This is a genomic window from Bradyrhizobium sp. TM233, assembly GCF_036247965.1.
Lineage (GTDB): Bacteria > Pseudomonadota > Alphaproteobacteria > Rhizobiales > Xanthobacteraceae > Bradyrhizobium > Bradyrhizobium ottawaense.
On sequence record NZ_BTIG01000007.1, the window covers coordinates 101,857 to 124,826 of the forward strand.

A 22,970-nucleotide genomic window follows, 5' to 3' on the forward strand; every position below is an offset into this window, starting at 1 on the left:
GCGGCAACGCCGCCAGCCAGCCTTGGAAACAGGCTTGGAAACAGAGAAGCTCGGCCTCGCATTACATTCCTCCAGCGTGAGAATCCGATGGGAGGTTTATGCAGGCAATCCGACGATTTCTCCTTGACCGCGGTTAATCGCAACATTGATCCATCTCAATGCGCCCGCCTCGCAACGCTGCCTGATCCGTCGGATGCGATCGCCTGGAATCATCTCCGCCGCTGCACGGCACGCCCTGTCCGCACTGGCGGCGCTGTCCTTGATGTTTTGCAGCGCAAACGCAGCCGACCTCAGCGTCGCCGCCAAGTTCTTCTCCGAGCCCGTCGTGATCGACCGTACTGATGGCAAGCCTCCGGCAGCGGTGGTGCGGGCTGCCGATGGACGCGTGCTCGGCTACGCCTTTTCGAGCCTCGATGTCTCCGGTTCCGTCGGCTATGCGGGCCGGCCGCTCGACATCGTCGCGGCGGTGACGGCTGATGGCATCGTCGCCGGCGCCGAGATCGTCGCGCATGAAGAGCCGATCCTCGTGATCGGAATCCCCCGCGATGCGCTCGCCGCCTATGTCGCCAATTTCCGCGGCTTCGACGTGCGCGGCAGCGCCACGCTCAAATCCGCCGGTGAGCCCGCGCGTGGACCGCACGCCGTCGCCGGCGCGACCATCACGAGTACCGTGATCCGCGACGCAATCGTGCGCTCGGCACGCGCCGTGCTGCGCAGCCGGACCAATGTGCCCGAGCGGGCCGTGCGGCTCGACCGCGAGACCCTGCGCCGGTCGTCCTGGTCCTCGCTGCTCGCCGAGGGCGCGGTGCAGAGGCGGCTGGTGAGCCGCGGCGAAGCGGCAAAGCTGCTCGGGACCCGGGACAGCGAACCCGACAAGGCCTTCATCGACCTCTGGATGGCGCTCGCCACGCCGCCGCCGATCGGCGAAAGCCTGCTCGGCCAACGCATTTACGAAAGTGAAACGGCAAAGATCGGCCCCGACGACGATCTGCTTCTGATCGGCGCATCCGGACTCTATTCGTTCAAGGGCACGGAATGGCGCCAGTCCGGGACCTTCACCCGGATCGAGATCGTCCAGGGCTCGCGAACCCTGCGTCTCAAGCCCGCCGACCATACGGCGGTCGAAACGCTGCACGCCGCCGGCGCGCCGGAGTTGCGCGAGATCGCCGTGTTCCGCATTCCGCGGGCGAGCGGTTTCGATTCGACCAAGCCGTTCCGGCTCGACGTCGATCTCGCCGCCGGCGCCGCTGCGAGCGGCCCCGCCGTGATCTCGCTCGACTATCGCATTCCCGAGCGCTACCTGATCGCCGCGCCGGCCGAGCCGCCCGCGGCATCGACCACGGCCGCGCCCGCTCCGGTGCAGACGGTGTGGCAGGAGATCTGGTGGGCGCGGCGCTATGAGATCGGCGTGCTCGGCGCCATGCTGACGGTGCTGGCCGCCATCCTGATCTTCCAGGACACCGTGACGGCCCACGGCGTCTTCTACTATCGGCTCCGCACCGGCTATCTGCTCCTGACGCTGGTGTTCCTCGGCTTCATCGCCAACGCGCAGCTTTCGGTGGTCAACGTCCTCACCTTCATCCACGCCCTGCTCTCCGGCTTCCGCTGGGAGCTTTTCCTGCTCGATCCCCTGGTGTTCCTGCTCTGGAGCTTCGTCGCCTTCAGCATGCTGTTCTGGGGCCGCGGCGTGTTCTGCGGCTGGCTCTGCCCGTTCGGCACCTTGCAGGAGCTCACCAATCAGCTCGCGCGCCGGCTCGGCATCAAGCAGATCGAGGTTCCGTTCGGGCTGCACGAGCGCCTGTGGATGATCAAATACGTCCTCTTCGTCGCCATCCTCGCGATCTCGCTGCGCTCGATCCTGACGGCCTTCCAGCTCGCGGAGGTCGAGCCGTTCAAGACGGCGATCACCATGAAATTCCTGCGGGAATGGCCGTTCGGCGTCTACGCCGGATTGCTGCTGCTCGCCGGCCTGTTCGTCGAACGCTTCTACTGCCGCTACCTCTGCCCGCTCGGCGCGGCGCTCGCGATCCCGGCCCGGATGCGGATGTTCGAATGGCTCAAGCGCTACCGGGAATGCGGCGCGGAATGTCACGTCTGCGCCCGGCGCTGCACGGTGCAGGCGATCCATCCGCTCGGCCAGATCAACCCCAACGAATGCATCTATTGCCTGAAGTGCCAGGCCAATTATTTCGACCAGGACGTCTGCCTGCACCTGAAGAAGCGCGCACAGCGGCGCCAGCCGTTGCCGCAAGCCCCTTCCCAGCCGTCGTGAGGAGACACGATGCTCCCTGATCATCCGACACGACGCCGCGCCATCACGATCCTCGCGTCGGCCGCTGCGGTCGCCATCGCGGGTCCCGCCCGTCCAGCCAGGGCCGATTTCGAATGGCGCGGCACGGCGATGGGTGCGGACGCGCGGATCCTGTTCAGCGACATCGAGCCGGGCAGCGCAAGAGGGATTGCCGCGTTGGTCGAGGCGGAGATCGATCGCCTGGAAAACGCGTTGAGCCTGTTTCAATCCGGATCGGAGCTGCGCCGGCTCAATCGCGACGGCGCCCTCGTCGAGCCGGGCGGCGATCTCAGGCGCGCCGTGGCGCTGGCGCTAGAGATCGCAGACCTCACGAACGGCCTGTTCGACCCGACCGTGCAGGCGCTGTGGGAAGCCCATGTCGATTGGTTCGCGGACAAAGGCCGCACCGGCCTGCCGCCGGAAGCCGTCATTGCCGAAGCAAGGCGGGCCGTGGACTGGCGGAGCGTCCGGATCGGACCGAACTCAATTCATCTGGGCGACAACCAACGCCTGACGCTCAATGGTCTCGGCCAAGGTTACGTCACCGACCGCGTGGCGGAGATGCTGGCGGCGAAGGGGTTCACGAACATCCTGGTCGACCTCGGTGAGCAGCGGGCGGCTGGCACGCGCCGCGACGGATCGCCATGGCTGATCGCGCGCAGCGGCGCCGATCCGCTACGGTTGGCGAACGGAGCGCTCGCCACGTCCGAGGGCTCGGGCTGCGTGCTCGGTGCCGACGGCGCGGCGCACCATTTGTTCGATCCACGCAGCGGCCGGAGCGCGGCGCATTGGCGCACCATCACCGTGCACCATCGCTCGGCGGCCGTGGCCGACGCGCTGTCGACGGCGCTCTCCATCGCCTCTGCGAACGAGATCCAGGAGTTGCTGCCACGGTTGAGCGGCACCGCGATATGGGCAACCGATCTGGCCGGACGCCGCTCATACCGGTCGGCCGACCCGCGCGACGGCATCGTCGGCTGAGCGACGATGCGCGCCGGGCAGACGGCCGGTTCGACCTCTACTTGGTCTTGCCGTCGCCGTCGTATTGCTTGAGATAGGCCCAGAGATTCTTGGCCTCGGCCTCGTTCTTGATGCCGGCGAATGCCATCTTGGTGTTGGGCACCTTGGCCTTGGGATCCTTGATATAGTCGAGGAAACTCGCCTCATCCCAGGTGATGCCGGAATTCTTGTTCGCGTCCGAATAATTGTAGCCGGCAACCGATCCCGATTTGCGGCCGTCGAGACCATTGAGCACCGGGCCGACCTTGTTCTTCGCGGTCGCGCCGACGTCGTGACAGCTGGCGCACTTCTTGAAGGCGGTGGCGCCCGCCGTCACGTCCTGCGCGTAACCGGCACTGCTCGAAGCCGCAGCGACAGCGATTGCGATCAAAACACGCCTCATTTCGTCGTCTCCTGTTTGAGTGGAATTGGTCCGGCTACGCCTCGGATGCGCCAGCGCGGATTTGAAGAATGACGGCAGACCGGCGCATGAGGTTCACGCCGGCACAGATTTCGCCTCGGGCCGGATCGCGCGTGGAGCGGGCGGCTCGGAGCACATCATTCTGGGCTTCACGGGGCAGCGCGCGCTGATCCGGTCGCAGGCCACGAGCTTGCAGAGCTGCGCCATGTCGCGCACCACCACGTTCGAGGCGCGCACATCGACGCCCACCGCACGCAGCTTGGCGAACACTCGGGAAAGCGACTCTGGCTTCAGGCCGAGCCTGCCGGCGATCAGCGATTTGTCGTATGGCAGCGTGATCGTGCATGGCCCCTTGGTGCGGGGGGCTAGCGAAGCGAGAAACTCGGCCACGCGCTGCGTAGCGCTCTGCGCCATCAATTGCTCGATCTGCTGGACCATTCGATGCAGATGTTGCGACGTCGAGGCGATCATCGCGATTGCGACGTCGGGCATCTGGCGAATGCAAGCGATGACGTGGTCGGCCGGAATGACCATCACCCGGGCCGAAGTTACCGCGCTCGCGGTAGCGGGATAGCGGTCGGACGTGAACGTAACCGCCTCGGCCAAGCTCTCGCCCCTGGTGAGCACGTTGAGCACGGCCTCGTCGCCAGCAGGCGTGACCCGGTACAGCTTGATCCAGCCGTCCATGACAACGAAGAATGCCTGGGCCGGCTCGCCCTGACGAAACAGCGTATGACCCGGACGGAGATTGAGAATGCTGGCTGGCCCCAGCAAGACGGCAAGCGCTTGCGGCTCGAGCCCACTGAAGACCGGTATCTCCGCGGCGATCTCAAGATCAACCGGAGTGGGCGCCATCATCGTCTCATCCCTGATGTTTGATCCTGTTGCGTGACTATTGATCATCCATCGCGACATATTTTGAGCTGGATCAATTCCAACGAGGGGCCGTCTCGCCGGCGCTCGATCAAGAGATACGAACCAGCGCGACGGAACACCCGACGCTCAACAATCGAACTATTTCCATCCATGGCTCTTTGTGGAAGCGCAAACTTCGGCGCTTTCGGTACAAATTGACGGCTGCGGTCACCCGTCGAAACGACATTCACGTGCGCAGGCGAGACAGGCTCACGGCGCGAACTGGCCGGGCTCACAGTCCAATCCTGGCGTGCTGCCGATGGCCGAATCTCTCACGGCGCAATTCGTCGTGACAATCGGCCCCTTCGATGCAGGGAGCATGGAGGTGGCCTGCAAGCCAGGGGCACAACTGGCCGCAGACGCAGCGTCAGGATCTTGCGATCTCCTGCGCAAAGGCAACTACGTCCAACATCCGACGCATGATCACGCGCCGCGACGCCCCCGAGCGACATGCAACACCAGTGCGACCAGAGACGTCGCCGCGAGAACGATCGTAAGTCCCCGGACCGGATCGCTGGAGAGGATCGCCGCGAGCGCGGCACCACAGGCTGCGCCCGCCATTTGCGAGCAGCCGAACAGCGCGGCCGCCTGGCCAGCCTTGTCGCCGAACGGCGCCAGCGCCGTCGCGCTCGAAAGCGGGCTCGCAATCCCGGCCCCGAACAGGAACACCGCAACGATCATGAGAAATGAACCCAGCGCGATCCCTTCGACCAGCATCATGCCAAGCAGCGCGGCGGCTCCAGCGGCGGCCAGCGCAAGACCGGCCGACGTCGCACCCTGGCGGCCAAATCGCGCCGACAGCCTTGGTGCCAGCAAGCCGGCGCCGAACACGATGAAGACGACGCCCGCAAACAACCAGCCGAGAGCGATCGGCGACAGGCCGAATCCCTCGAGAAGCACGCGTGGCGCGCTCGACAAGACCGCGTACAGGCCGGCCATGAGAAGGCCGGCGGTCCTCGCGGGCGCGCTGAAGCGCGCGTCCTGGACCAGGCCAAGATAGCCACGGATAATCTCGAGCGGATGGCGCGGAGCGCTGACCGTTTCCAGCGTCTCGCCAACGAATGCCGCATACACCGCCCCTGCGCCGACGGCGACGGCCGCGACAAACACAAACTCGAAGCGCCAGCCGAGAACAAGGTCGATCGCGCCGCCGAGGAGCGGCGAAAAGCCAGGTGCCGCCGCGGTGGCGATCGTAATCGATGCCATCACCCTGGTCAGTGCCTCGCCGTCGAACAAGTCCCGGGCGATGGCACGCGATAGAACTGCAACGGCGCAGGCCCCGGCCGCCTGAACCGATCGGCCCACCAGCAGGGTCAGGAACTCTCCCGCGAAGGCGCACCCCGCGGTCCCGAGCACGAAGACGCAGATTCCGACGACGATCGGGACCTTCCGCCCGAACCTGTCCGACAGCGGACCGACGATGAGCTGCCCTGCGGCAAAGACCACCAGAAATACGGTTATGCTCGATGTCACGGCCGCGCTGGACACGCCAAGATCGGCCGCCATTGCCGGCAATGAGGGAAGAAAGATGTTGGTGGACAGGACTCCCATCGCCGCAAATGCGCAGATCACGCCTCTACCAGCGATCCCGTTGCGTTGCTCGGGCTTGCCGGCAGCAGCCTTGCCCACGACGAGATCGCTGCTCATTGCTGGTGCTTCCGCGGGTTGATGACAATGCGGATTGTCAAATGCCGATCGGCCGCGCCACCAACCGATCGCCAGCAACCCTAAGCAGGCGGGCGAGATCTGTCGTCCTGGGAATGGAGGAGAAACCGGGCGTCCGGATCCGGCGCTTGCCCGGTTCGGGCGCTCCGCCTGCGCTCAATCCGCCAGCGGCGTCGCATATCCCGCGACCAGCTTGATCAGATCGGCCTGGCGCACCGCACCTGTCTTCTCGAACAGATGGCTGACATGGGTCCTGATCGTCGTGTCGGCAACACCGAATGCATCGGCGATCTCGGGAATGTTTCCGACCTCGACGATCGCGAGCAATACGCGAAGCTCGGTCGGCGTCAGCTTGAATGCGTCGCCAATGGCCTGAGATGCCGACGGCACGACGAGCGTTGCCTTGCGAACGAACAACGCAGCAGCGGCGGTATTGACGACGCCGGCGCGGCGGCGCGCACCTGAGCTCAGGGGTAGCGCATGGCCGACATAGCGTTCACCGTCGTTTCCGGCCAGCGGCACGGCAATCCCCCTGGTGCCGAGCGCGGCGTCCCCCTGCCCGGCGCTCGCAAAGACCTCCCGCAAGGCTCTGTCGACCCGCGCATCGCGCGCGACCAAGCGGCCACCGACGGAGCTCAGGATATCGCATGCAGCGAGAATGGCGTTGCCGGCGGCATTTGCGTGAATGAGACGTCCGTTCACGTCGACGAGATACATGCCCGCACTGAGCCCGTCGAGCGTATCGACGAACGTGGCGACTTCCGCCGCCTTGAACTCGAACATCTTGCCGATCAATACGGCACGCCGGATATGCGGAGCGATCAACCTCATTTTGCGGCGCGCTTGATCGTCGAAGACGCCGTTCGTCTGGTGGCGAAAAACGCCGAATATCGCGGCGCTGATGGTCGTCCTGTCGACGACCACGCTCAGGAAATCGATCAGGCCTTGAGGCTTGGCCCACTGACGATAGAACTCGGTCCGGGTCAGTTGCTTCAGCGGTATCAGATCTGCGGTCGCGATCGGCTCTTCGATGTCTCCCTGAAAGTGTGCCGCAGCCGCCGGATAGATCTCTCCAAACAGCGCGACCGGCAGCGGCCTCTGAAATCCATGACCATGAGAGATGGATGCATGCTGGACGCCGACGTCCTTGCAGAAAAGTCCTCCACCGGTGCCACCGACAAATTGGGTGGCTTTCGCGATGGCCTCATTCCAGCGCGGGGGATCCACGGCGGCATCATAGACGACGCCGATCAGATCGCTCAGCTCTCGCTGAACACCGAAATTGTCCGGCGCGGACAATGTCGGAACCGATTGCAGATTTGGCCTATAATTCATTGGCAGCCCGAATCTGGAAACGAAGACGACAGCTGCATGCTCCGCAGCACTCCGACATTATCATCATCCGCTCCCCTCCGGGCATATCGCGTGTTCACACACTCGTTGAGAAGGGAACTTCAGCCATCCTCCGTTCGGAGGATGCGGCTGTTCGGCAGGTCGTCGGTGCCGCGGCAATTTCCGTTACAAGGCGGTCGGTTACCCGCTCCCGGCATGACCAGTATCTTCGTCATGGCAAGTTCCAGATGGCGCGACGGCCCCGGTCGGAGTGGGACGATGGAGCTCCCATGCCGCCAACGCGTCGACCTTCGCAATTACCACCGCTGGAATGAGGCCGCCTCCGTCAAACCTAGGAGACGACGGCCCGCAGCTATTCCATTCCCGTGCCGTCGGGTTCAGTTCCCCTCGCGCACGAAGACGTAGGTGGCGACGTATGGGGCAACGAGAGAGGTGCCCGTCGCCTCGCAGGAGCCTTGCACCGCACCGCCATGGGTCTCGATCCGCTGCACGGTCGTCACCTTCGAGAACAGGCCCTCGCCGCGCGTGCTGACGACGCTGAGCTTGAGCCAGGCAATGTCGTTCGGCGTCGCGCCGGGCGCGCTCGCGACGACCTTGCCGGTGATCGCGCTGCCGTCGACATTCTCCCAGATCGGACCGGCGTAGTGGCGACCGACAGTCTTGCCCTCGGAAATCAACGTCGCGATCGGCTCCCGGAATGTCCAGATCAACTTGCCGTCACTGCCGGCCTTGCAATCGTAGGTCTGCGCTCCCTCGGCCAGCAAGCTCGCAACCACCGTCCCGTTGGCGACGATCTCCTTTGGCATCACGGACTTCGTCGCGCCCGTGCCGAACGTGACGACCGTAAGGATCAGCGACAATATCTGGACGACGCTCTGCATGCCTGACTCCTGTCTTCATCGACTAAAAATCTTCCCGGCCTGGTCGCGGCGTGCCGCAGACCACCGCGCGCGGCGCATTGCGCGCCGCCGTTGAGCCCAGCGCGGCGTTTCCATCTCCGAATTCAGCCGATCGTTCAGGTAGCAGTCGCGCGTGACATTCGCCTCCTGCAAATCGAGGAGGCAACCGTGCGACCATTTTTCATCTTGGCCGACGACGCTGACGATGAGGCAGCGGGATCAGTGGCAGCCGCCTAAAGCGCGATGCGATCAGGATGAATCGTCATCGCGCTTCAGGTTGTTGTTTGCGCATGATCCTTTCGGAAGACCGCTACGCTCGTTTCCGGATCATGCTTTAGGCCGACGGCAACGCGAACGAAAATGTCGCGCCGCCTTCCGGCCCATATCCCGCGAGCAGCTCGCCGCCGTGCTCGCGCACGATGCCGTAGCTGATCCAGAGGCCAAGGCCCGTCCCCTCGCCGACCCGCTTGGTCGTGAAGAACGGCTCGAAGATGTGGCTGATGTGATCCTTGTCGATTCCCGGGCCGTTGTCCGAGATCCGGAACAGGATCTCGTGACCCTTGCGCACCGCCGAGACGACAAGCCGCGGCGATTCCGTGCCGCGCATCGCATCGATCGCATTCTCGACGAGATTGACGATCACCTGGTGCAACTGCCCCTCATTGCCGGAGATCCAGAGCTCCGGCTCGACCTCCATTTGCAAGTCGATGCGCACCTGCTTGGTGCGCACGGCCCACAGCACCGCAGTGTTGATGAGCCGCTCGATGTTGACGCGTTCGACCTCGCCGAGCTTGCTGAAGGACAACCGGCGCAAATTCTTCACGATCTCGCTGATGCGGACCGCGCCCTCCAGGGTGCCTTCGATCAGCGGACCGAAATCCTCCAGGATCTCGTCGATGCGAAGGCTGCGCCGCTCGGCCGTGAGGTCACTGTCCTTCTCGCCGTGGACAGCATCGAGATAGGCGACGATCGCGGTCCGATAGCGCATCAGGGTGTGGACGTTACCATAGACGAAGCTGATGGGGTTGTTCAGCTCGTGCGCGACACCGGCAACGAGACGGCCGAGGCTTGCCATCTTCTCCTGCTCGACCAGTTGCCGCTGGGCGCGCTGCAGCTCGTGATGCGCCTTGTGCAGCTCCTCATAGGCGCGGCGCAGCTCTCCGATCGGACGTCCCGTCAGCACCACGCCGATGAAGCGGCCGCGATGATCGTGGCGGGGCGATCCGTTGATGGCGAACAGATCGGAGCTGCCGCCTTCGCGCGAAAACCGCAGCTCGCCGTCGACGACATCGGAGGCGCCGCGCGGCTTCAGCAGCGGCACCAGCTTGGCCCTGTCCTGGGCAGCGATGACATCGGCGATATCCTTGCCGACGATATCCGCGACGCTGCAGCCCAGCATGTGCTGGAACGCGGAATTGACCTGCTGCACCAGCCCTTTCGCATCGCAGACGATGAGGATGTCGGAGACGGATTCGATGACGTTGGTGACGAAGGCCTGCGCCTCCTCCAGCTCCGCATTCTTGTGCTCGAGGTCGACCTCATAGCGCAGGAGGTCGGAATAGACCTCGTCCATCTTGCGGATGACTTCGATCCAGGCGCCCTCGCGCTCCTGGTCGAGCTCCATCGCGCCGCGATTGCTGATCAGCTTGAGCAGCGTTTCGGTCTCGCTGGTTTCAGGAGGGTGCGTCACCTCAGGCATTCTTCCTCAAATCATACCTGGACAACTTGTTCCTGAGACCGACGCGCGACAGACCAAGCTCGCTCGCGACCCGGCTGATATTGCCTTCGTACCGCTCCAGATAGCTGATGATAAGCGCCTTCTCCAGGTCTTCCACCTTGTCCTTGAGGGTGGCCGAGCCGTTCAGCTGGCCGGGGACCGCGGTCGCCGGCGGCTTGCCGTTGCCCTTGCCCAGCAGCGGCGGGGCCTGCAACTCATCCGCGTCCGCCAGCACCGCCATGCGCTGGATCTCGTTCTGCAGCTCGCGGACATTGCCGGGCCAATGGTACTTGACGAAGGCCTCGAGCGCGGAAGGGGCAAAGCGCAGGCCCGACCGGTTGAAGGAGACCTTCACCGACGACAGCACCCCTTCGGCGATCAACGAGACGTCCATCGGGCGCTCGCGCAAGGCCGGCATGTGGACGGGAAACGCCGCCAGGCGATAATAGAGATCGCGCCGGAAGCGGCCCGCCTCGACCTCGGCCTCAAGATCCCGGTTGGTCGCGGCCACGACGCGGACATCGACCTTGCGCACCCGCTGGGCGCCGAGCGGCCGGATCTCGCTCTCCTGCAGAACGCGCAGCAGCTTGACCTGGAATGCCGGCGAGGTCTCGCCGATCTCGTCGAGGAAGATGGTGCCGCCGTCGGCGACCTCGAACAGGCCGATCCTGTCCTGATAGGCGCCGGTGAAGGCGCCCTTCTTGCAGCCGAACAGCTCGCTTTCGAGCAGCTCGTCCGGCAAGGCGCCGCAGTTCTCGACGACGAAGGCCTTGTTGGCGCGCGCCGAGCCGTAGTGAATGGCGCGTGCGAGCAGCTCCTTGCCGGTCCCGGACTCGCCCGTGATCAGCACGGAGATGTCGTAGTCCGCGGCGCGTCTGCCGAGCTCGATCACCTTGTGCATCGGACTTTCCGGCGAATGCACGATGCGGTCGAAATCATAGAGCTGCTTGGCAACCCCGCGCTTGACCGAGACGACCTTCTTGATGTGCCCCGGCGTCGCCTTGACGTCGACGCCGGCCGTCTCCGTCTCCTTCTGCAGGCGATAGAGTTGCACCGCCTCCTTGACGATGTCGACCAGCCGGTCCGGCTGCCAGGGCTTTGTGATGTATTGATAGATGCCGGCCTCGTTGAGGCCTGCGATGATATCCTCGGAATCGGAATAGCCCGAGATGATCATCCGCACCGGATCGGGCCACAGCTCCCGCACGCGCTTCAGGAAGCTCACGCCGGATTCATGCGGCATACGCTGGTCGCAGAGGATGGCGTGGACGATCTCGCCCTCCAGCAGCTTTTCCGCATCGGCCGCATTGCCGGCGCAGAGCACCTCGAAATCCTCCCTGAGAACGCGCCGCAGCGCCTCCTGCGAACGAACTTCGTCATCGACGACGAGAATGGTTCCCAGAACGCTCATGAGGGCACAACCATGGGTCTCTGCCGCTCGGCCGTCCGCCGCAACCGATGATTGGCGATGGTCAGCGGCGTGCGCGACTTCGGCACCTTGTGGATGAAATTGTAGCGGGCGACGTGGTAGCTCGGATCGAAGCCGTAGAAATTGAGCCTCATCCGCCGCAGCTCCTCGTCGCGATAGGCTTGCAGGGACTTCTCCGCCTCGTCCGCCGCGCGGCGCCTTCTCTTGTCAGCGAGCCGCGCTGCCAAGCCTTGATCCGAACCCATGGCGGCAGCGAGTTTCACGAGATTTTCGCGCGCAAGCTCGTTCCTTGCGAGGACACGATCAACGATCCCGAGGCGCTTGGCCTCCGCGACGCCCATCGGCAACCGGCACTGCGTGATCCGGGTCGCGTTGTCGGCGCCCGCGCGGCGCGGCAACAGATAGGTCCAGTATTCGGAGCCGAACAGATTGCCCATGTCCTTGTAGTGTGGATTGAGCACGACCTGATCGCCGGCCCAGACCTCGTCGGCGGCCAGGCTCAGGAACACGCCCCCTGCTCCCGCATTGCCGCGGATGACCGATACCACCAGCCGGTCCGTCGTCTCGATGATGGCGCGCGCAAGATCGTCGATGGCGTTGATGTTGCGCCAGGATTCATCGGCGGCGCTGTCGGCGCCCTCGATCTCGGCCAGATGAATGCCGTTCGACCAGTAGTCGAAACCGCCGGTCAGAAGCAGCACTTTTGTCGGGCGCGTCAGCGCGGCCCGGTAGGCATCCAGCAGCGCTTCGCAGTCGCCGGTCGTCATGGCGCCGTTGTAGAAAGAGAACCGCAACTCGCCGACCTCGCCATGCTCGCGATATTGCAGCGGAGCATAGCCGCAATCCGGCCGCAGCGGCAGGCTGGCTGCTTGCTCGGCGAAGATCTTTGCCGCAGATCGCTTCAGGCTCTTCGGTGCAAGCTGCCGCACATGGCCGATCCAGACTGCACCGTCGACCGTTGCACGCGCCAACGCACCGTCGCATTGCGCCACGATCGTGCCGGGAACGCCGGAGATATCGCGCGCTTCATGGACGTCGAACAGCCGCACGTCCTGGAAGAACAGGCTGTCGAGGAGGCCCGGCATGCCGTCGGCGCTGTTGATCTTGCGCAGCACGGTCTCGGTCGTGTCGTGCTGCCAGTCGATGGCCCGGTCCGACTGGCGGCAGGGCCCGCGCACGCGAATGCGCGCGTCGCCCTCGCGCATCGGCTGCGGCGTCGGCCGTCCCGCTTCGATCGCCGCGATCGCTTCCAGCACCGCTTCGACCGCGCATGAGGTGACCTCGTTGCGGTAGATGCTGGACTTTGCCGCGCGCCGCATCGGGAACGTGCGGGAAGCCCAGACCGGACCGGCGTCGAACTCGCCATCCGCCTGCAGCACGGTGACGCCCCACTCGGCCGCGCCTTCGAGAATGGCCCAGTCGAGCGCCGCCGGGCCGCGGTCGCCGGGCGGGCCGGGATGCACGACCAGGCAGCGCACGCTGCGCCAGACATCTTCGGGGATCGCGCGTTTGAGGAACGGCGCGATCACGAGGTCCGGCCGGTACAGCGCCACGCTTTCGCGCGTGACGTCGGGGTGGATATCGAGCTCGACCGAGACCTCATGGCCGCGCTCGCGCAGCTCGACATGCAGACGCTGCGTCAGGCTGTTGAAGGAATGCGAAAGCAGCAGGATGCGCATCATGATCGCTCAACAGATCCGCGGCAATTGCTCGCCCGACAGCCAATCGACGATCCGGCCGCCGCCAAACCTCGTCGCCATCTGCACGAAATGATGGTCGTCGGCGACGGCTTCGCCGATGTCGGCGGCATCGCGACCGAGCGGATGTTGCCGCATCGCGGCGAGCACGGCGCCGGCAATCTCGGGCGCGACGATCGCGACCAGCTTGCCCTCATTGGCGACATGGAGCGGATCGAGCCCGAGCAGTTCGCAAGCGGCCGCCACGCCCGGCTTGACCGGGATCGCCTCCTCCTGGAGGTGAAAACCGAGGCCGGATTGCTGCGCGATCTCGTTCAGCGTCGCGGCGAGCCCACCGCGGGTGGGATCGCGCATCAGGCGGATTCCGGCGCCGCCGGCTTCGACCATCTTCGCGACGAGACCGTTCAGTGCCGCCGAATCCGACACGATCTCGGTTTCGAAGGCGAGGTTTTGCCGCTTCGACATGATCGCCACGCCGTGATCGCCGAGGGTGCCCGAGATCAGGACGCGATCGCTGACGCGCGCGTTCTCGGCCGACAGATCGAGCCCGTCGGGGACGACCCCGACGGCCGAGGTCGAGATGAACAGGCCGTCCGCCTTGCCGCGCTCGACCACCTTGGTATCGCCGGTGATGATGTGGACACCGGCGTCGCGCGCCGCCTCCCCCATCGATTCCGCAATCGCCTTGAGGTCGGCGAAGCGAAATCCCTCCTCGATGATGAAGCTCGCCGACAGATAAAGCGGCTTGGCACCGGCCATGGCGATGTCGTTGACCGTGCCGTGGACCGCGAGCGAGCCGATATTCCCGCCTGGAAAGAACAGCGGCGAGACAACATAGCCGTCGGTCGTCATCACCATGCGCCCGGCGCCGACGTCGAAGGCCGACTGGTCGTTGCCGCGCGCCAGCCATTCATTGCCGAAGGCCTCGTGGAACAGGCCGGAAATCAACTGCGCCATGGCGCGGCCGCCCGAGCCGTGGGACAGGTCGACGCAGCCGTTCCTGATATCGAGCTTGCGCTGATAGGCCTTCATGACGCCCGCCTCTGCTGATGGTCGCGGAAGCGGCCGTAGGTCCAATGCGCGGCGCAGGCGCCTTCCGAGGAGACCATGCAGGATCCCATCGGCGTCTCGGGCGTGCAGACCGTGCCGAACAGCTTGCAGTCGACCGGCTTCTTCACGCCGCGCAGGATGGCGCCGCATTCGCACGCCGGATTGTCCTCGACGCGAAGCTCGTTCATGCCGAAGCGGATTTCGGCGTCGTATTTCGCGTAAGTGCGCTTCAGCTTCAGCCCGCTATAGGGCACCTGCCCGAGCCCGCGCCATTCGAACTGGTCGCGCAGCTCGAAGATGTCGGAGACCTCCTCCTTGGCGCGCAGATTGCCGTCGCGCGTGACCGCGCGGCTATACTGGTTCTCGACCTCGTGCCTGTTCTCGTTGACCTGGCGCACCAGCATCAAAATCGCCTGCATCATGTCGAGCGGCTCGAAGCCCGAGATCACCACCGGCTTGCCGAATTCTTCCGCGAAAAACTCGTAAGGCGCGGTGCCGATGATGGTCGAGACATGCGCCGGCCCGACGAAGCCGTCGATCTCGACGCGGCCGATGCTGCGGATATCAGGGCTCTCCAGGATGTTCTGCATGGCCGGCGGGGTCAGCACGTGATTGCAGAACACGCTGAAGTTCGAAAGCTGCTTCTTCTCGGCCAGCCGGATCATCACCGCGGTCGGCGGCGTCGTGGTCTCGAAGCCGATGGCGAAGAACACGATCTCGCGCTCTGGATTTTCCTCAGCAATCCTGATCGCATCGATCGTGGAATAGACCATGCGGACATCGGCGCCCCGCGCCTTCGCCTTCAGAAGCGAGGCGCCCTGCGAGCCGGGAACGCGCATCAGGTCGCCATAGACGCACAGGATGACCTCGCTGCGCTCCGCAAGCCGGATCGCCATGTCGATGCGCCCGGCCGGCAGCACGCAGACCGGACAACCCGGGCCATGGATCATCCGCACGTTCTTCGGCAGCATGTCCTCCAGACCGTAGCGCGAGATCGCATGCGTATGACCGCCGCAGAACTCCATGAACCGATACGGCCGTTCCGGATGGGTCTCCGCCCGAATCGTCTTCGCGAGCCCCAATGCGATCTCCTTGTCGCGAAACTCGTCGGCGTATTTCATGGCGCCACTCCCTGTCCCTCGGCGCTCAGCTCGCGCAACAATTCGAGCGTGCGCCGCGCTTCCTCCGGATCGATCTTGGTCAGGGCATAGCCGACATGGATGATCACGTAGTCGCCCACCGCGAGATTCTCGATCAGGGCGACCGAGATCTCCTTGCTGACGCCGTCGATCGAGACGATGGCCATCTCGTCGGGCAGGAGCTTTGTGACCTCTGCCGGTATCGCGAGACACATCAGGCGGTTCCTTCCAGATCTTGCTGTTCGAGGAGTGTTAGCGCGGCAATCCAGGCCTGGCCCAGGCTGAGGCCGCCGTCATTGGGCGGCATCTGACGTGGCAGCAGCGGCGAGAGGCCGGCCGCGATGCAGCCGCGCTCGATCTCGTCCGACAGGATCGCGTTGAGGAAGCAGCCGCCGCTCAGGGCGACTGTCACGATGCCGGTCGTGCGCGCCGCCCGGCCGATCCAATCGATGCAGGCAGCGGCAAGCGTGCCGTGGAACAGCTCGGCGCCCTCGACCGGATCGATGGTCCCGGTTGCCAGGTGCTCGAACAGCGGAGCCAGGGACAGCGCGCCGCTCTCGATGATCCAGCCGTCTTGCGCGATGCGCGGCGTGCGCACCAGCGCTTCCAGCTTCATCGCGGCTTCGCCTTCGTAGCTCTGCACCGGGCAGAGGCCAAGGAGTCCCGCCGCCGCATCGAACAGCCGGCCGGCGCTGGTCGTCGTCGGCACGCCCGGCTGATCGAGCATGGCGCAGAGGCGCAAGGCCTGCGGCTGTGCATTGAACCGCGTCGCGATTATGTCGCCTCGCCCGAGGCCATGCAGCACGCTGGCGCCCATCCGCCACGGTTCGCGCGCGGCGCGGTCGCCGCCCGGCATCTTCATCGGCGCGAGGTATCCGAGCCGCCGGAAGTGGGCGCCGTCGCAGGCGAGGAGCTCGCCGCCCCAATTGCCGCCGTCGTTGCCGTGGCCGAAACCGTCGAGAACCAGGGCCAGCGCCGGTCCTGCGATGCCATGTTCCGCCATCACGGAGGCCGCATGGGCATGATGGTGCTGGACCGCGACCAGCCGCTTCCCGCTGGCCTCGGCGAAGCGGGTCGAGGCCATGTTGGGATGCAAATCATGGGCGACAACGACCGGCTCGACGTCCAGCGTCGACAGCAAATGATCCACCGTCTCCTCGAAGAAGCGGACGCCTTCCGCGGTGTCGAGGTCGCCGATGTGCTGGGAGACGAACGCCTCGTTGCCGCGCGTGACCGTCACGGTCGATTTGAGTGCTCCTCCGACTGCCAGGATCGGTGGCACCGACCGCGCCAGGCGAACCGGCTCGGGCACGTAGCCGCGGGCGCGGCGGATGAATTGTACCCGGCCCTCAACGACTGCCGCGACGGAATCGTCGGCACGGGTGACGATGTCGCGGTCGTGGGTGACGACGAGATCGGCAATGCCGGCAAGGCGTCGTTCGGCGTCGCGATTGTCGATCAGGAGCGGCTCGCCGCCGGGATTGGCGCTGGTGGCGACGATCGCCCAGCTTTCCCCGGCGCACGCGTGCGCCGACTTCAGCGCATCGAAGATCAGGTGATGGAGCGGCGCGACCGGCAGCATGACGCCGAGACGCGACAACTCCGGTGCGATCGCCGGCGCGAGCCGATGGCGCGATCTCATCAGCACGATCGGCCGCGGCGAGCTCTCCAGCAACGCAAGCTCGGCACTTTCGGCCTCAGCGATATCAGCGACCGCGTCCACCGACCCGACCATGACGGCAAAGGGCTTCTGGTCGCGCTGCTTGCGCTGCCGCAGCCGCCGCACGACGCCATCGTCGCGGGCATCGCAGAGCAGCTGATAGCCGCCGAGCCCCTTGATCGCGACAATCTTGCCCCCGGCAATGGCGGCGGCAATGTCCGCGATCTCGTGGCTGAGCCTTGGACCGCAATCCGGGCAGGCAATCGCCTCGGCATGGAAACGGCGGTTGTTGGGATCGGCATAATCGTCCGCGCAGGCCCTGCACATCGCAAAGCCCTTCATCGCCGTGGCCGCACGGTCATAGGGCAGCCGCTCGGCAATGGTGTAGCGTGGGCCGCAATGGGTGCAGTTGACGAACGGATAGCGATAGAAGCGGCTGCTCGGATCGAACAGCTCGCGCAGGCATTCCTGGCAGGTCGCAGCGTCGGCGCCGATGCGGGTCGATACCCTGCCCTGCTCGCTGGCGCGGATACAGAATTCCCCGCTCGCCACCGCCCCGACCGGATGCACCGAGATTTCGTCGATGCGGGCAAGCGGCGGCTTCTCCAGCGGCAGTGCCGTGATGAAGTCCGCGGCACGCTCGCCCTCGACCTCGATGATGACGCCGTGAGGATCGTTGGCGACGAAACCGCCGAGACGATAGCGTGTGGCGAGGCCGTAGACATAGGGACGAAATCCGACGCCCTGCACCGCGCCGCGCACGTGCAGGCGCAGTCTGGTCCTGTTGGCAGCGCTCGTCCCGCCGTTCATCGTCATCCCTGCGTCGCCATCTCGGCCCGCTTCACCTTCGCCCAGCGCCTGCGAATCCAGGCATAGAAGGCCGAGAACCCCTCGCCCGTGCGTGCCGACACCGTCATCACCTCGATGTCAGGGTTGACCCGCCGGGCATATTCGACGGTCCTGGCAAGGTCGAAATCAAGCACCGGCGCGAGGTCGATCTTGTTGATCAGCATCAAGGAGGCCGCTGCGAACATATCAGGATATTTCAGCGGCTTGTCCTCGCCCTCGGTGGTCGAGAACACCACGATCTTGCAGGCTTCGCCGAGATCGAAGGCCGCAGGGCAAACGAGGTTGCCGACATTCTCGATGAAGAGGATGCCGCCGTTCAGCCAGGGCAGCCGGTCATAGGCCTGGCCGACCATGGCGGCATCGAGATGACAGCCTTTTCCGGTGTTGACCTGGACCGCCGCGACGCCGGTGGCGCGGATGCGTTCGGCATCGTTGGATGTCTGCTGGTCGCCCTCGATCACGCCGATCGGAAAGCTGTCCTTCAATTCCGAGACCGCGCGAACCAGCAGCGAGGTCTTTCCGGCACCCGGGCTCGACACCAGGTTGAAGGCAAGCACCTCGTCGGCCTGGAAGCGCGCACGATTGTCGGCCGCAAGCCTGTCGTTCTTGCCGAGAATGTCGCGCTCGACCTGGATGATGCGCTCGCTGCTCATGCCGGCGATCTCCTGACCAGCCGGATTGGCGCCGCAATCGAGCACGCCAGGCTCAGCAGGGCCGTGGTCATGGTGGTGATCGTGAACATGGCCATGCCCATGCCCATGACCGTGATGATGATGGTGTCCGCCGTGATCATGATCGTGGTCATGATGATGATCATGCGCGTGTTCGAGGGACGCCTTGCCGTCGCTGCAGCCGCAAACCGTACACATCAGTCGACCTCCAGTTCCCTTACGCGCATCTCTTCGCCGCCCGTCACCTGCAATTGATAGCCACCACAACAGGGGCACGCCTCGTAGCGCTGCTTGATCTCGACGCTCTCTGAGCACGCCATGCACCAGGCGGTTCCCGGTGTCTCGACGATCTCGAGCCTTGCGCCTTTTGCGATGGTCCGTGCTGCGACGGCCTCGAAGCAGAATTTCATCGCCTCCGGCGCGACATGGCTGAGCGCACCGATTTCGAGGCAGACGACGTTCACCTTGGCGAAGGAACGCTTGCGCGCTTCCTCCTCGACGATGCCGATGATGCCTTCGCAGAGCGCCATCTCATGCATGGCCCACCTCGCGGAAATTGAGGTTGAAACCGACGCAAGGGTCGAACGCGCCGACCAGCGTGCGAACCGCGTCCTGGCCGCGCCGTCCGGCAGCCAGCATCGCGCCCTTGAGGCTCCGCACCAGCGGACCGCGGGCGTGGAAATTCCACTCGGTCGGCGCCAGGAATTCGAAATTGACGATGCGGCTTTCCTCGTCGAGCACGACGGCGTGGTAGAGCCGGCCCCGCGCACATTCGACCGCCGCCGCCGCCCTGCCCGCGCCGAGCCGATAGCTCGCGACGACGCCATCGTCGAGATTCTCATCGCCCTGGTCGAGCCAGACGCAAAGCCGCGCCACTTCGGCGATGCGCGCCTCGAGGCGCGCGGCCGCCCCTGCCCCCGGCAAGGCGGATTCGCACCGTGCCCGCGCCCAGACGCCGGTTTCCGGAATCTTGCCGCAGAGCTCCGGCGCGTCGGAATAGGCTGGCCCGCCCGCGAGCAGGCGCGTGACGATGTCGAGATCATCAGCTGCCGTCAGGAATGATTGCTCGACCGACGGCGGCGACAAGCCCTCATCCTCGCAGCGTTCGACATAGACGGCGAGCACGCTGCCCGGCACGAGAGCCTGGCCTTGGCCGGCAATCCCGAGCGCTGCGAGCGCGGCCTTGATCTGTGCCACGGCCTCGCACCGCAAGGCCTCCGACGCGCCTTCGCTGGCACCACAGAGGACGGTGGTTGCCTGCATCATGGCGCGCACGGACGCAGCGCTCGCGCCGTCGAGCGCGAGCCGTCCGACGAACAGGCTGCGCAGCAATTCGGTCAGCCGCTCGGCAACGACCGCCGTGACGCGATTGCGCGCCATGGCCGGCGCCGCCTGCAGCCCCTGCGCGGCCTCGATCGCCGACAGGAACGCCACCTGGTGTGCCACCGAGCAGAGCGAGAACAGCCGCGGCAGCACCGGAAGCAGGGAGGCAGCCGGCTTTCCCGCGAACAGCCGCGTCAGCGGCGGCCGGCTGCGCGGCTGGATCGCGACGTCGGCGATGGTAGAGCCGGCAAGCCACACCGTGATGTCGATCTCATTGCGGAAGGCCAAGGTCATCCGCGCCGCTCCGTCAAAGTCCCGCGCAGGAAGTTACGCCGATCGATCGGCGTTGTCGCGGGCTCGCGGCGGCGGACCGCCTCCTCGCTGTCGGCCGGCAGCATCAGTTCGGCAAGCGCGGCCTCGGCCGTTGCCAGCGCGGCGGCCATGTCGGCGAATTGGAACATCGGTGAGAACAGTGAGCAGCTTGCGATCCTGCCCATCTGCCCGACCTCGCTGAGGGTGAACTCGATGTCGCCTGCGGGAAAACCGATTCGTATGCTCGTGCCCGACGTCTCCCGTGCCGCGCTTCCCGGCATCACCACGTTCATGAACCATGGTGTGACCATGATGCCGACGATCGTGCCATTGAACCGGCGGAAGCCGACCGCCTCGACGCCGAGCGCATCGTTGTAGATCGGCAGATCACGCATGGCGCGCTCGCCGATCTCCCGATAGGTTCCGGCCAGAAGCTCGCCCCACGCCACGGCGTCCGCATCGGGATCTGGCGTCCTCCCCGTCATGCTTCGATCGCCATGAATTTGGACTTCGGCGCATCGCAGTTCGGGCAGTGCCATTCCTCCGGCAGCGCCGCGAACGGCGTGCCGGGCCTGATCTGCGCCACCTCGTCGCCATCGGCGGGATCGTAGACCGTCCAGCAGATGCCGCATTCCAGCCGCGTGGCCTCGGTGACGTCCTGACGCACGCCAAAATTCTCGAAGGCGCTCATTTGAAATAGGCCTCGATGATTTCCTGCAGCCGCTCGGCGGAATCCTCGAAATCCTCGTCCGCCGCAAGCGCGACGGTCGGCACGCCGCCGACCTCGAGCGTATCGAGGATGATGGTATCCATGGCGTTGAAGAACTGCACCGACCAGACATTGCGGATGCCAGTGGACAGCACCCGGCAGGTGCCATAGCCGCGCGACACCAGCTGGATCGGGCCGTTGCGGATCGTGTCCTGCAGGAAGCTCATGTCGACCGGGCTCATCGGCAGCAGCGTGAAATTGATGATCTGCGAGCGGATACCGGGGCGCCAGGCCAGCGCGCGCTCGCGGATTTCGGCGAGCACCGGCAGCACGTTCATGGCGCCCTCCGGCACTTGCCCGATCTCGAAATCGGCAGACGTCAGGTCGGCGGCCGCGCGCTTGACGATCTCCGGGACGGCGCCGATCTCGATATATTCGGACGCCGCGTCGGTCTCGAGCCGCACGCGCCAGATCCCCGCCAGGACCGATTCCTGGATCTGAGCCAGCGATCCGTCGGGCAACGCGACGACCCCGCCGACCTCGCCCTCGCCGAGCACGTCGGCGATGAGCTTGGTCTCGAGCTCGTTGAGATTGGCGAGCCGGAACAGCTGGCTCGGCGCATCCGCCTTTTGGCCAGCGATAGCCTGCGCGATGTTCGAGAGCAGCGCGACCGCGTTCGGGCAGCTCCTGGCAAGCTCGGCGCTGTCGAGCGTTGCAAGCTTTGCCAGAGCTCCGGCCGCCGTCAGGCTGCCTTTCGACGCATTGAGACTCTCCTCGCCGATCGGAAACACGCTGACCGGTTGCTCGGCGCCTTCGGGCGCATCCCAGAATCCGACCTTCATAGCTCGACACCTTGTGTGCGATGCTGGGGAACGATGGTGACGGCGACCGCGGCAGCTTGCCCGCGCGGACGGTCGATCAGCTTTGTGATGCGGTCGATATAGACCGACCAGTCCTGGATCTTGGCGACCAGACCCAGCGTCTCGCCCTTGGCGACGAGGATCAGGGTCGGTTGCACCCGCACGCCAAAACGCTGGCCGAGTGCACTCTCGTCGCCGCGGGCGATGATCGCGCCGCGCAGCCGGCCATTGAAAGCGGCGATCAACTCCGGCAACACCACGGCGACGTCGATCGCCTCGGGGAAACGGTTGGGATCGCCCGCCGACAGCAGCACCGCGATCGCGCCAGCCTCGTCGGCCGCGCCGAGAAAATGATCGACCGTGGCGGCGTCGACCTCAGGCAGGCCGTACCGCGTCAGATCCTGCTTCCCCACCTGGAATTCCATCAGACCTCCCCTGACAAGCTTATGATTTGCGCGGGATAGGAGTTAGCAAGGCACATGCCAGGATATTCCAGCAATTTTCTCGAGATATGTATTTGATTTACATCATGTATTTTCAGATGTGCGAAGCGGCGCATACATCGATGACAAGATACTTTCCAATTTGAGTGGAAGCTATCTTAGCAGATAGAAAGAAGGCTTCCAGGCAACATGCCGCCCCCGCAAGGCCGATCCGGCGGCGAGCGCGGCGATCACAGCTGCAGGAGGTTTGCTTACTCAGACCGAAGATGTGCGGGCAGCTGCGGCTCGCGATCGATCAGGTCTGCGAAGAAGCGATCGCAATCCTCGCCGTCGAGCGCGGCGCCGAGCCCGTCGATCGCCGCACCAATCAGGCGCGCCTCTTCCTCATCCAGAAGCCGGATCGCGGTATCGATGTAGACGAGGACATGGGCGCCGACCGGCGGATTGGAGAGCAGCAGCATGGAGACGCGGCGCTGCTCCCCGCGAAATTCGCAAAGCGCCGACATTCCGTCGGTCTCGACGATCGTCATCGGCAGGCCGAGGCACATCGCGCTATCTCCAAAAGGCCG

At 65.2% G+C, this 22,970-nt stretch carries 22 protein-coding genes; 2 read left to right on the forward strand and 20 right to left on the reverse strand.

Going from position 1 to position 22,970, the window contains the following annotated elements:
• Window positions 1–193: 193 nt before the first annotated feature.
• Both AABA86_RS15255 and AABA86_RS15260 read left to right on the forward strand, forming a co-directional pair.
• A complete protein-coding gene (locus tag AABA86_RS15255) occupies window positions 194–2,272 on the forward strand; it encodes a 4Fe-4S binding protein (protein WP_338307381.1) in 2,079 nt (692 codons plus the stop codon).
• A gap of 9 nt (window positions 2,273–2,281) precedes the next feature.
• The gene (locus tag AABA86_RS15260) at window positions 2,282–3,271 is read left to right on the forward strand and encodes an FAD:protein FMN transferase (RefSeq protein WP_338307382.1); all 990 of its coding nucleotides are present in this window, start codon (window positions 2,282–2,284) and stop codon (window positions 3,269–3,271) included.
• A gap of 37 nt (window positions 3,272–3,308) precedes the next feature.
• Here AABA86_RS15260 and AABA86_RS15265 read toward each other — a convergent pair whose 3' ends face one another.
• From AABA86_RS15265 to AABA86_RS15360, 20 genes are all read right to left on the reverse strand, one after another.
• Window positions 3,309–3,692, reverse strand: a complete 384-nt coding sequence (locus tag AABA86_RS15265) for a c-type cytochrome (RefSeq protein ID WP_212248666.1) — start codon at window positions 3,690–3,692, stop codon at window positions 3,309–3,311.
• Window positions 3,693–3,785: 93 nt separating this feature from the next.
• Window positions 3,786–4,568 carry a Crp/Fnr family transcriptional regulator gene (locus AABA86_RS15270; RefSeq protein ID WP_338307383.1) on the reverse strand — a complete coding sequence of 261 codons (783 nt, stop codon included), beginning with the start codon at window positions 4,566–4,568 and terminating at the stop codon, window positions 3,786–3,788.
• A gap of 480 nt (window positions 4,569–5,048) precedes the next feature.
• Complete coding sequence (locus AABA86_RS15275) at window positions 5,049–6,272, reverse strand: Bcr/CflA family efflux MFS transporter (RefSeq protein ID WP_338307384.1); 1,224 nt, start codon at window positions 6,270–6,272, stop codon at window positions 5,049–5,051.
• Between the two features lie 174 nt (window positions 6,273–6,446).
• Window positions 6,447–7,589 carry a helix-turn-helix transcriptional regulator gene (locus AABA86_RS15280; RefSeq protein ID WP_338307385.1) on the reverse strand — a complete coding sequence of 381 codons (1,143 nt, stop codon included), beginning with the start codon at window positions 7,587–7,589 and terminating at the stop codon, window positions 6,447–6,449.
• Between the two features lie 431 nt (window positions 7,590–8,020).
• Entirely contained in the window at window positions 8,021–8,524 is a 504-nt protein-coding gene (locus AABA86_RS15285) for a DUF3455 domain-containing protein (protein ID WP_338307386.1), read from the reverse strand.
• Between the two features lie 352 nt (window positions 8,525–8,876).
• A complete protein-coding gene (locus AABA86_RS15290; RefSeq protein ID WP_338307387.1) occupies window positions 8,877–10,241 on the reverse strand; it encodes a sensor histidine kinase in 1,365 nt (454 codons plus the stop codon).
• Window positions 10,234–11,670 (reverse strand): sigma-54-dependent transcriptional regulator, encoded by a 1,437-nt coding sequence (locus AABA86_RS15295; RefSeq protein ID WP_212248663.1) that lies wholly within the window; start codon window positions 11,668–11,670, stop codon window positions 10,234–10,236. Before AABA86_RS15295 ends, AABA86_RS15290 begins: the two co-directional genes overlap by 8 nt.
• Window positions 11,667–13,370 carry a hydrogenase maturation protein gene (locus AABA86_RS15300; RefSeq protein ID WP_338307388.1) on the reverse strand — a complete coding sequence of 568 codons (1,704 nt, stop codon included), beginning with the start codon at window positions 13,368–13,370 and terminating at the stop codon, window positions 11,667–11,669. Before AABA86_RS15300 ends, AABA86_RS15295 begins: the two co-directional genes overlap by 4 nt.
• A 6-nt stretch (window positions 13,371–13,376) precedes the next feature.
• On the reverse strand, window positions 13,377–14,417 hold the full coding sequence (gene hypE, locus AABA86_RS15305; RefSeq protein ID WP_338307389.1) for a hydrogenase expression/formation protein HypE: 1,041 nt from the start codon (window positions 14,415–14,417) through the stop codon (window positions 13,377–13,379).
• Window positions 14,414–15,556 carry a hydrogenase formation protein HypD gene (gene hypD / locus AABA86_RS15310; RefSeq protein WP_338307390.1) on the reverse strand — a complete coding sequence of 381 codons (1,143 nt, stop codon included), beginning with the start codon at window positions 15,554–15,556 and terminating at the stop codon, window positions 14,414–14,416. The genes hypE and hypD overlap by 4 nt, the downstream gene beginning before the upstream one ends.
• A complete protein-coding gene (locus tag AABA86_RS15315; protein ID WP_338307391.1) occupies window positions 15,553–15,789 on the reverse strand; it encodes a HypC/HybG/HupF family hydrogenase formation chaperone in 237 nt (78 codons plus the stop codon). Before AABA86_RS15315 ends, hypD begins: the two co-directional genes overlap by 4 nt.
• Window positions 15,789–18,050: a carbamoyltransferase HypF gene (gene hypF / locus AABA86_RS15320; RefSeq protein ID WP_338307392.1), complete on the reverse strand. Its 2,262-nt coding sequence runs from the start codon at window positions 18,048–18,050 to the stop codon at window positions 15,789–15,791. The genes AABA86_RS15315 and hypF overlap by 1 nt, the downstream gene beginning before the upstream one ends.
• A complete protein-coding gene (gene hypB, locus AABA86_RS15325; RefSeq protein WP_338307393.1) occupies window positions 18,047–18,952 on the reverse strand; it encodes a hydrogenase nickel incorporation protein HypB in 906 nt (301 codons plus the stop codon). Before hypB ends, hypF begins: the two co-directional genes overlap by 4 nt.
• Entirely contained in the window at window positions 18,952–19,293 is a 342-nt protein-coding gene (hypA, locus tag AABA86_RS15330) for a hydrogenase maturation nickel metallochaperone HypA (protein ID WP_338307394.1), read from the reverse strand. Before hypA ends, hypB begins: the two co-directional genes overlap by 1 nt.
• Complete coding sequence (locus AABA86_RS15335; protein ID WP_338307395.1) at window positions 19,286–20,371, reverse strand: nickel-dependent hydrogenase large subunit; 1,086 nt, start codon at window positions 20,369–20,371, stop codon at window positions 19,286–19,288. Before AABA86_RS15335 ends, hypA begins: the two co-directional genes overlap by 8 nt.
• On the reverse strand, window positions 20,368–20,874 hold the full coding sequence (gene hybE, locus AABA86_RS15340) for a [NiFe]-hydrogenase assembly chaperone HybE (RefSeq protein WP_338307724.1): 507 nt from the start codon (window positions 20,872–20,874) through the stop codon (window positions 20,368–20,370). Before hybE ends, AABA86_RS15335 begins: the two co-directional genes overlap by 4 nt.
• Window positions 20,871–21,080 carry a rubredoxin gene (locus AABA86_RS15345; RefSeq protein WP_338307396.1) on the reverse strand — a complete coding sequence of 70 codons (210 nt, stop codon included), beginning with the start codon at window positions 21,078–21,080 and terminating at the stop codon, window positions 20,871–20,873. Before AABA86_RS15345 ends, hybE begins: the two co-directional genes overlap by 4 nt.
• Entirely contained in the window at window positions 21,077–21,940 is an 864-nt protein-coding gene (locus AABA86_RS15350; protein WP_338307397.1) for a hydrogenase expression/formation protein, read from the reverse strand. The genes AABA86_RS15345 and AABA86_RS15350 overlap by 4 nt, the downstream gene beginning before the upstream one ends.
• Window positions 21,937–22,383 (reverse strand): hydrogenase accessory protein, encoded by a 447-nt coding sequence (locus AABA86_RS15355; RefSeq protein WP_338307398.1) that lies wholly within the window; start codon window positions 22,381–22,383, stop codon window positions 21,937–21,939. Before AABA86_RS15355 ends, AABA86_RS15350 begins: the two co-directional genes overlap by 4 nt.
• A 269-nt stretch (window positions 22,384–22,652) precedes the next feature.
• On the reverse strand, window positions 22,653–22,949 hold the full coding sequence (locus tag AABA86_RS15360) for a HypC/HybG/HupF family hydrogenase formation chaperone (RefSeq protein WP_338307399.1): 297 nt from the start codon (window positions 22,947–22,949) through the stop codon (window positions 22,653–22,655).
• Between the last annotated feature and the right edge of the window lie 21 nt (window positions 22,950–22,970).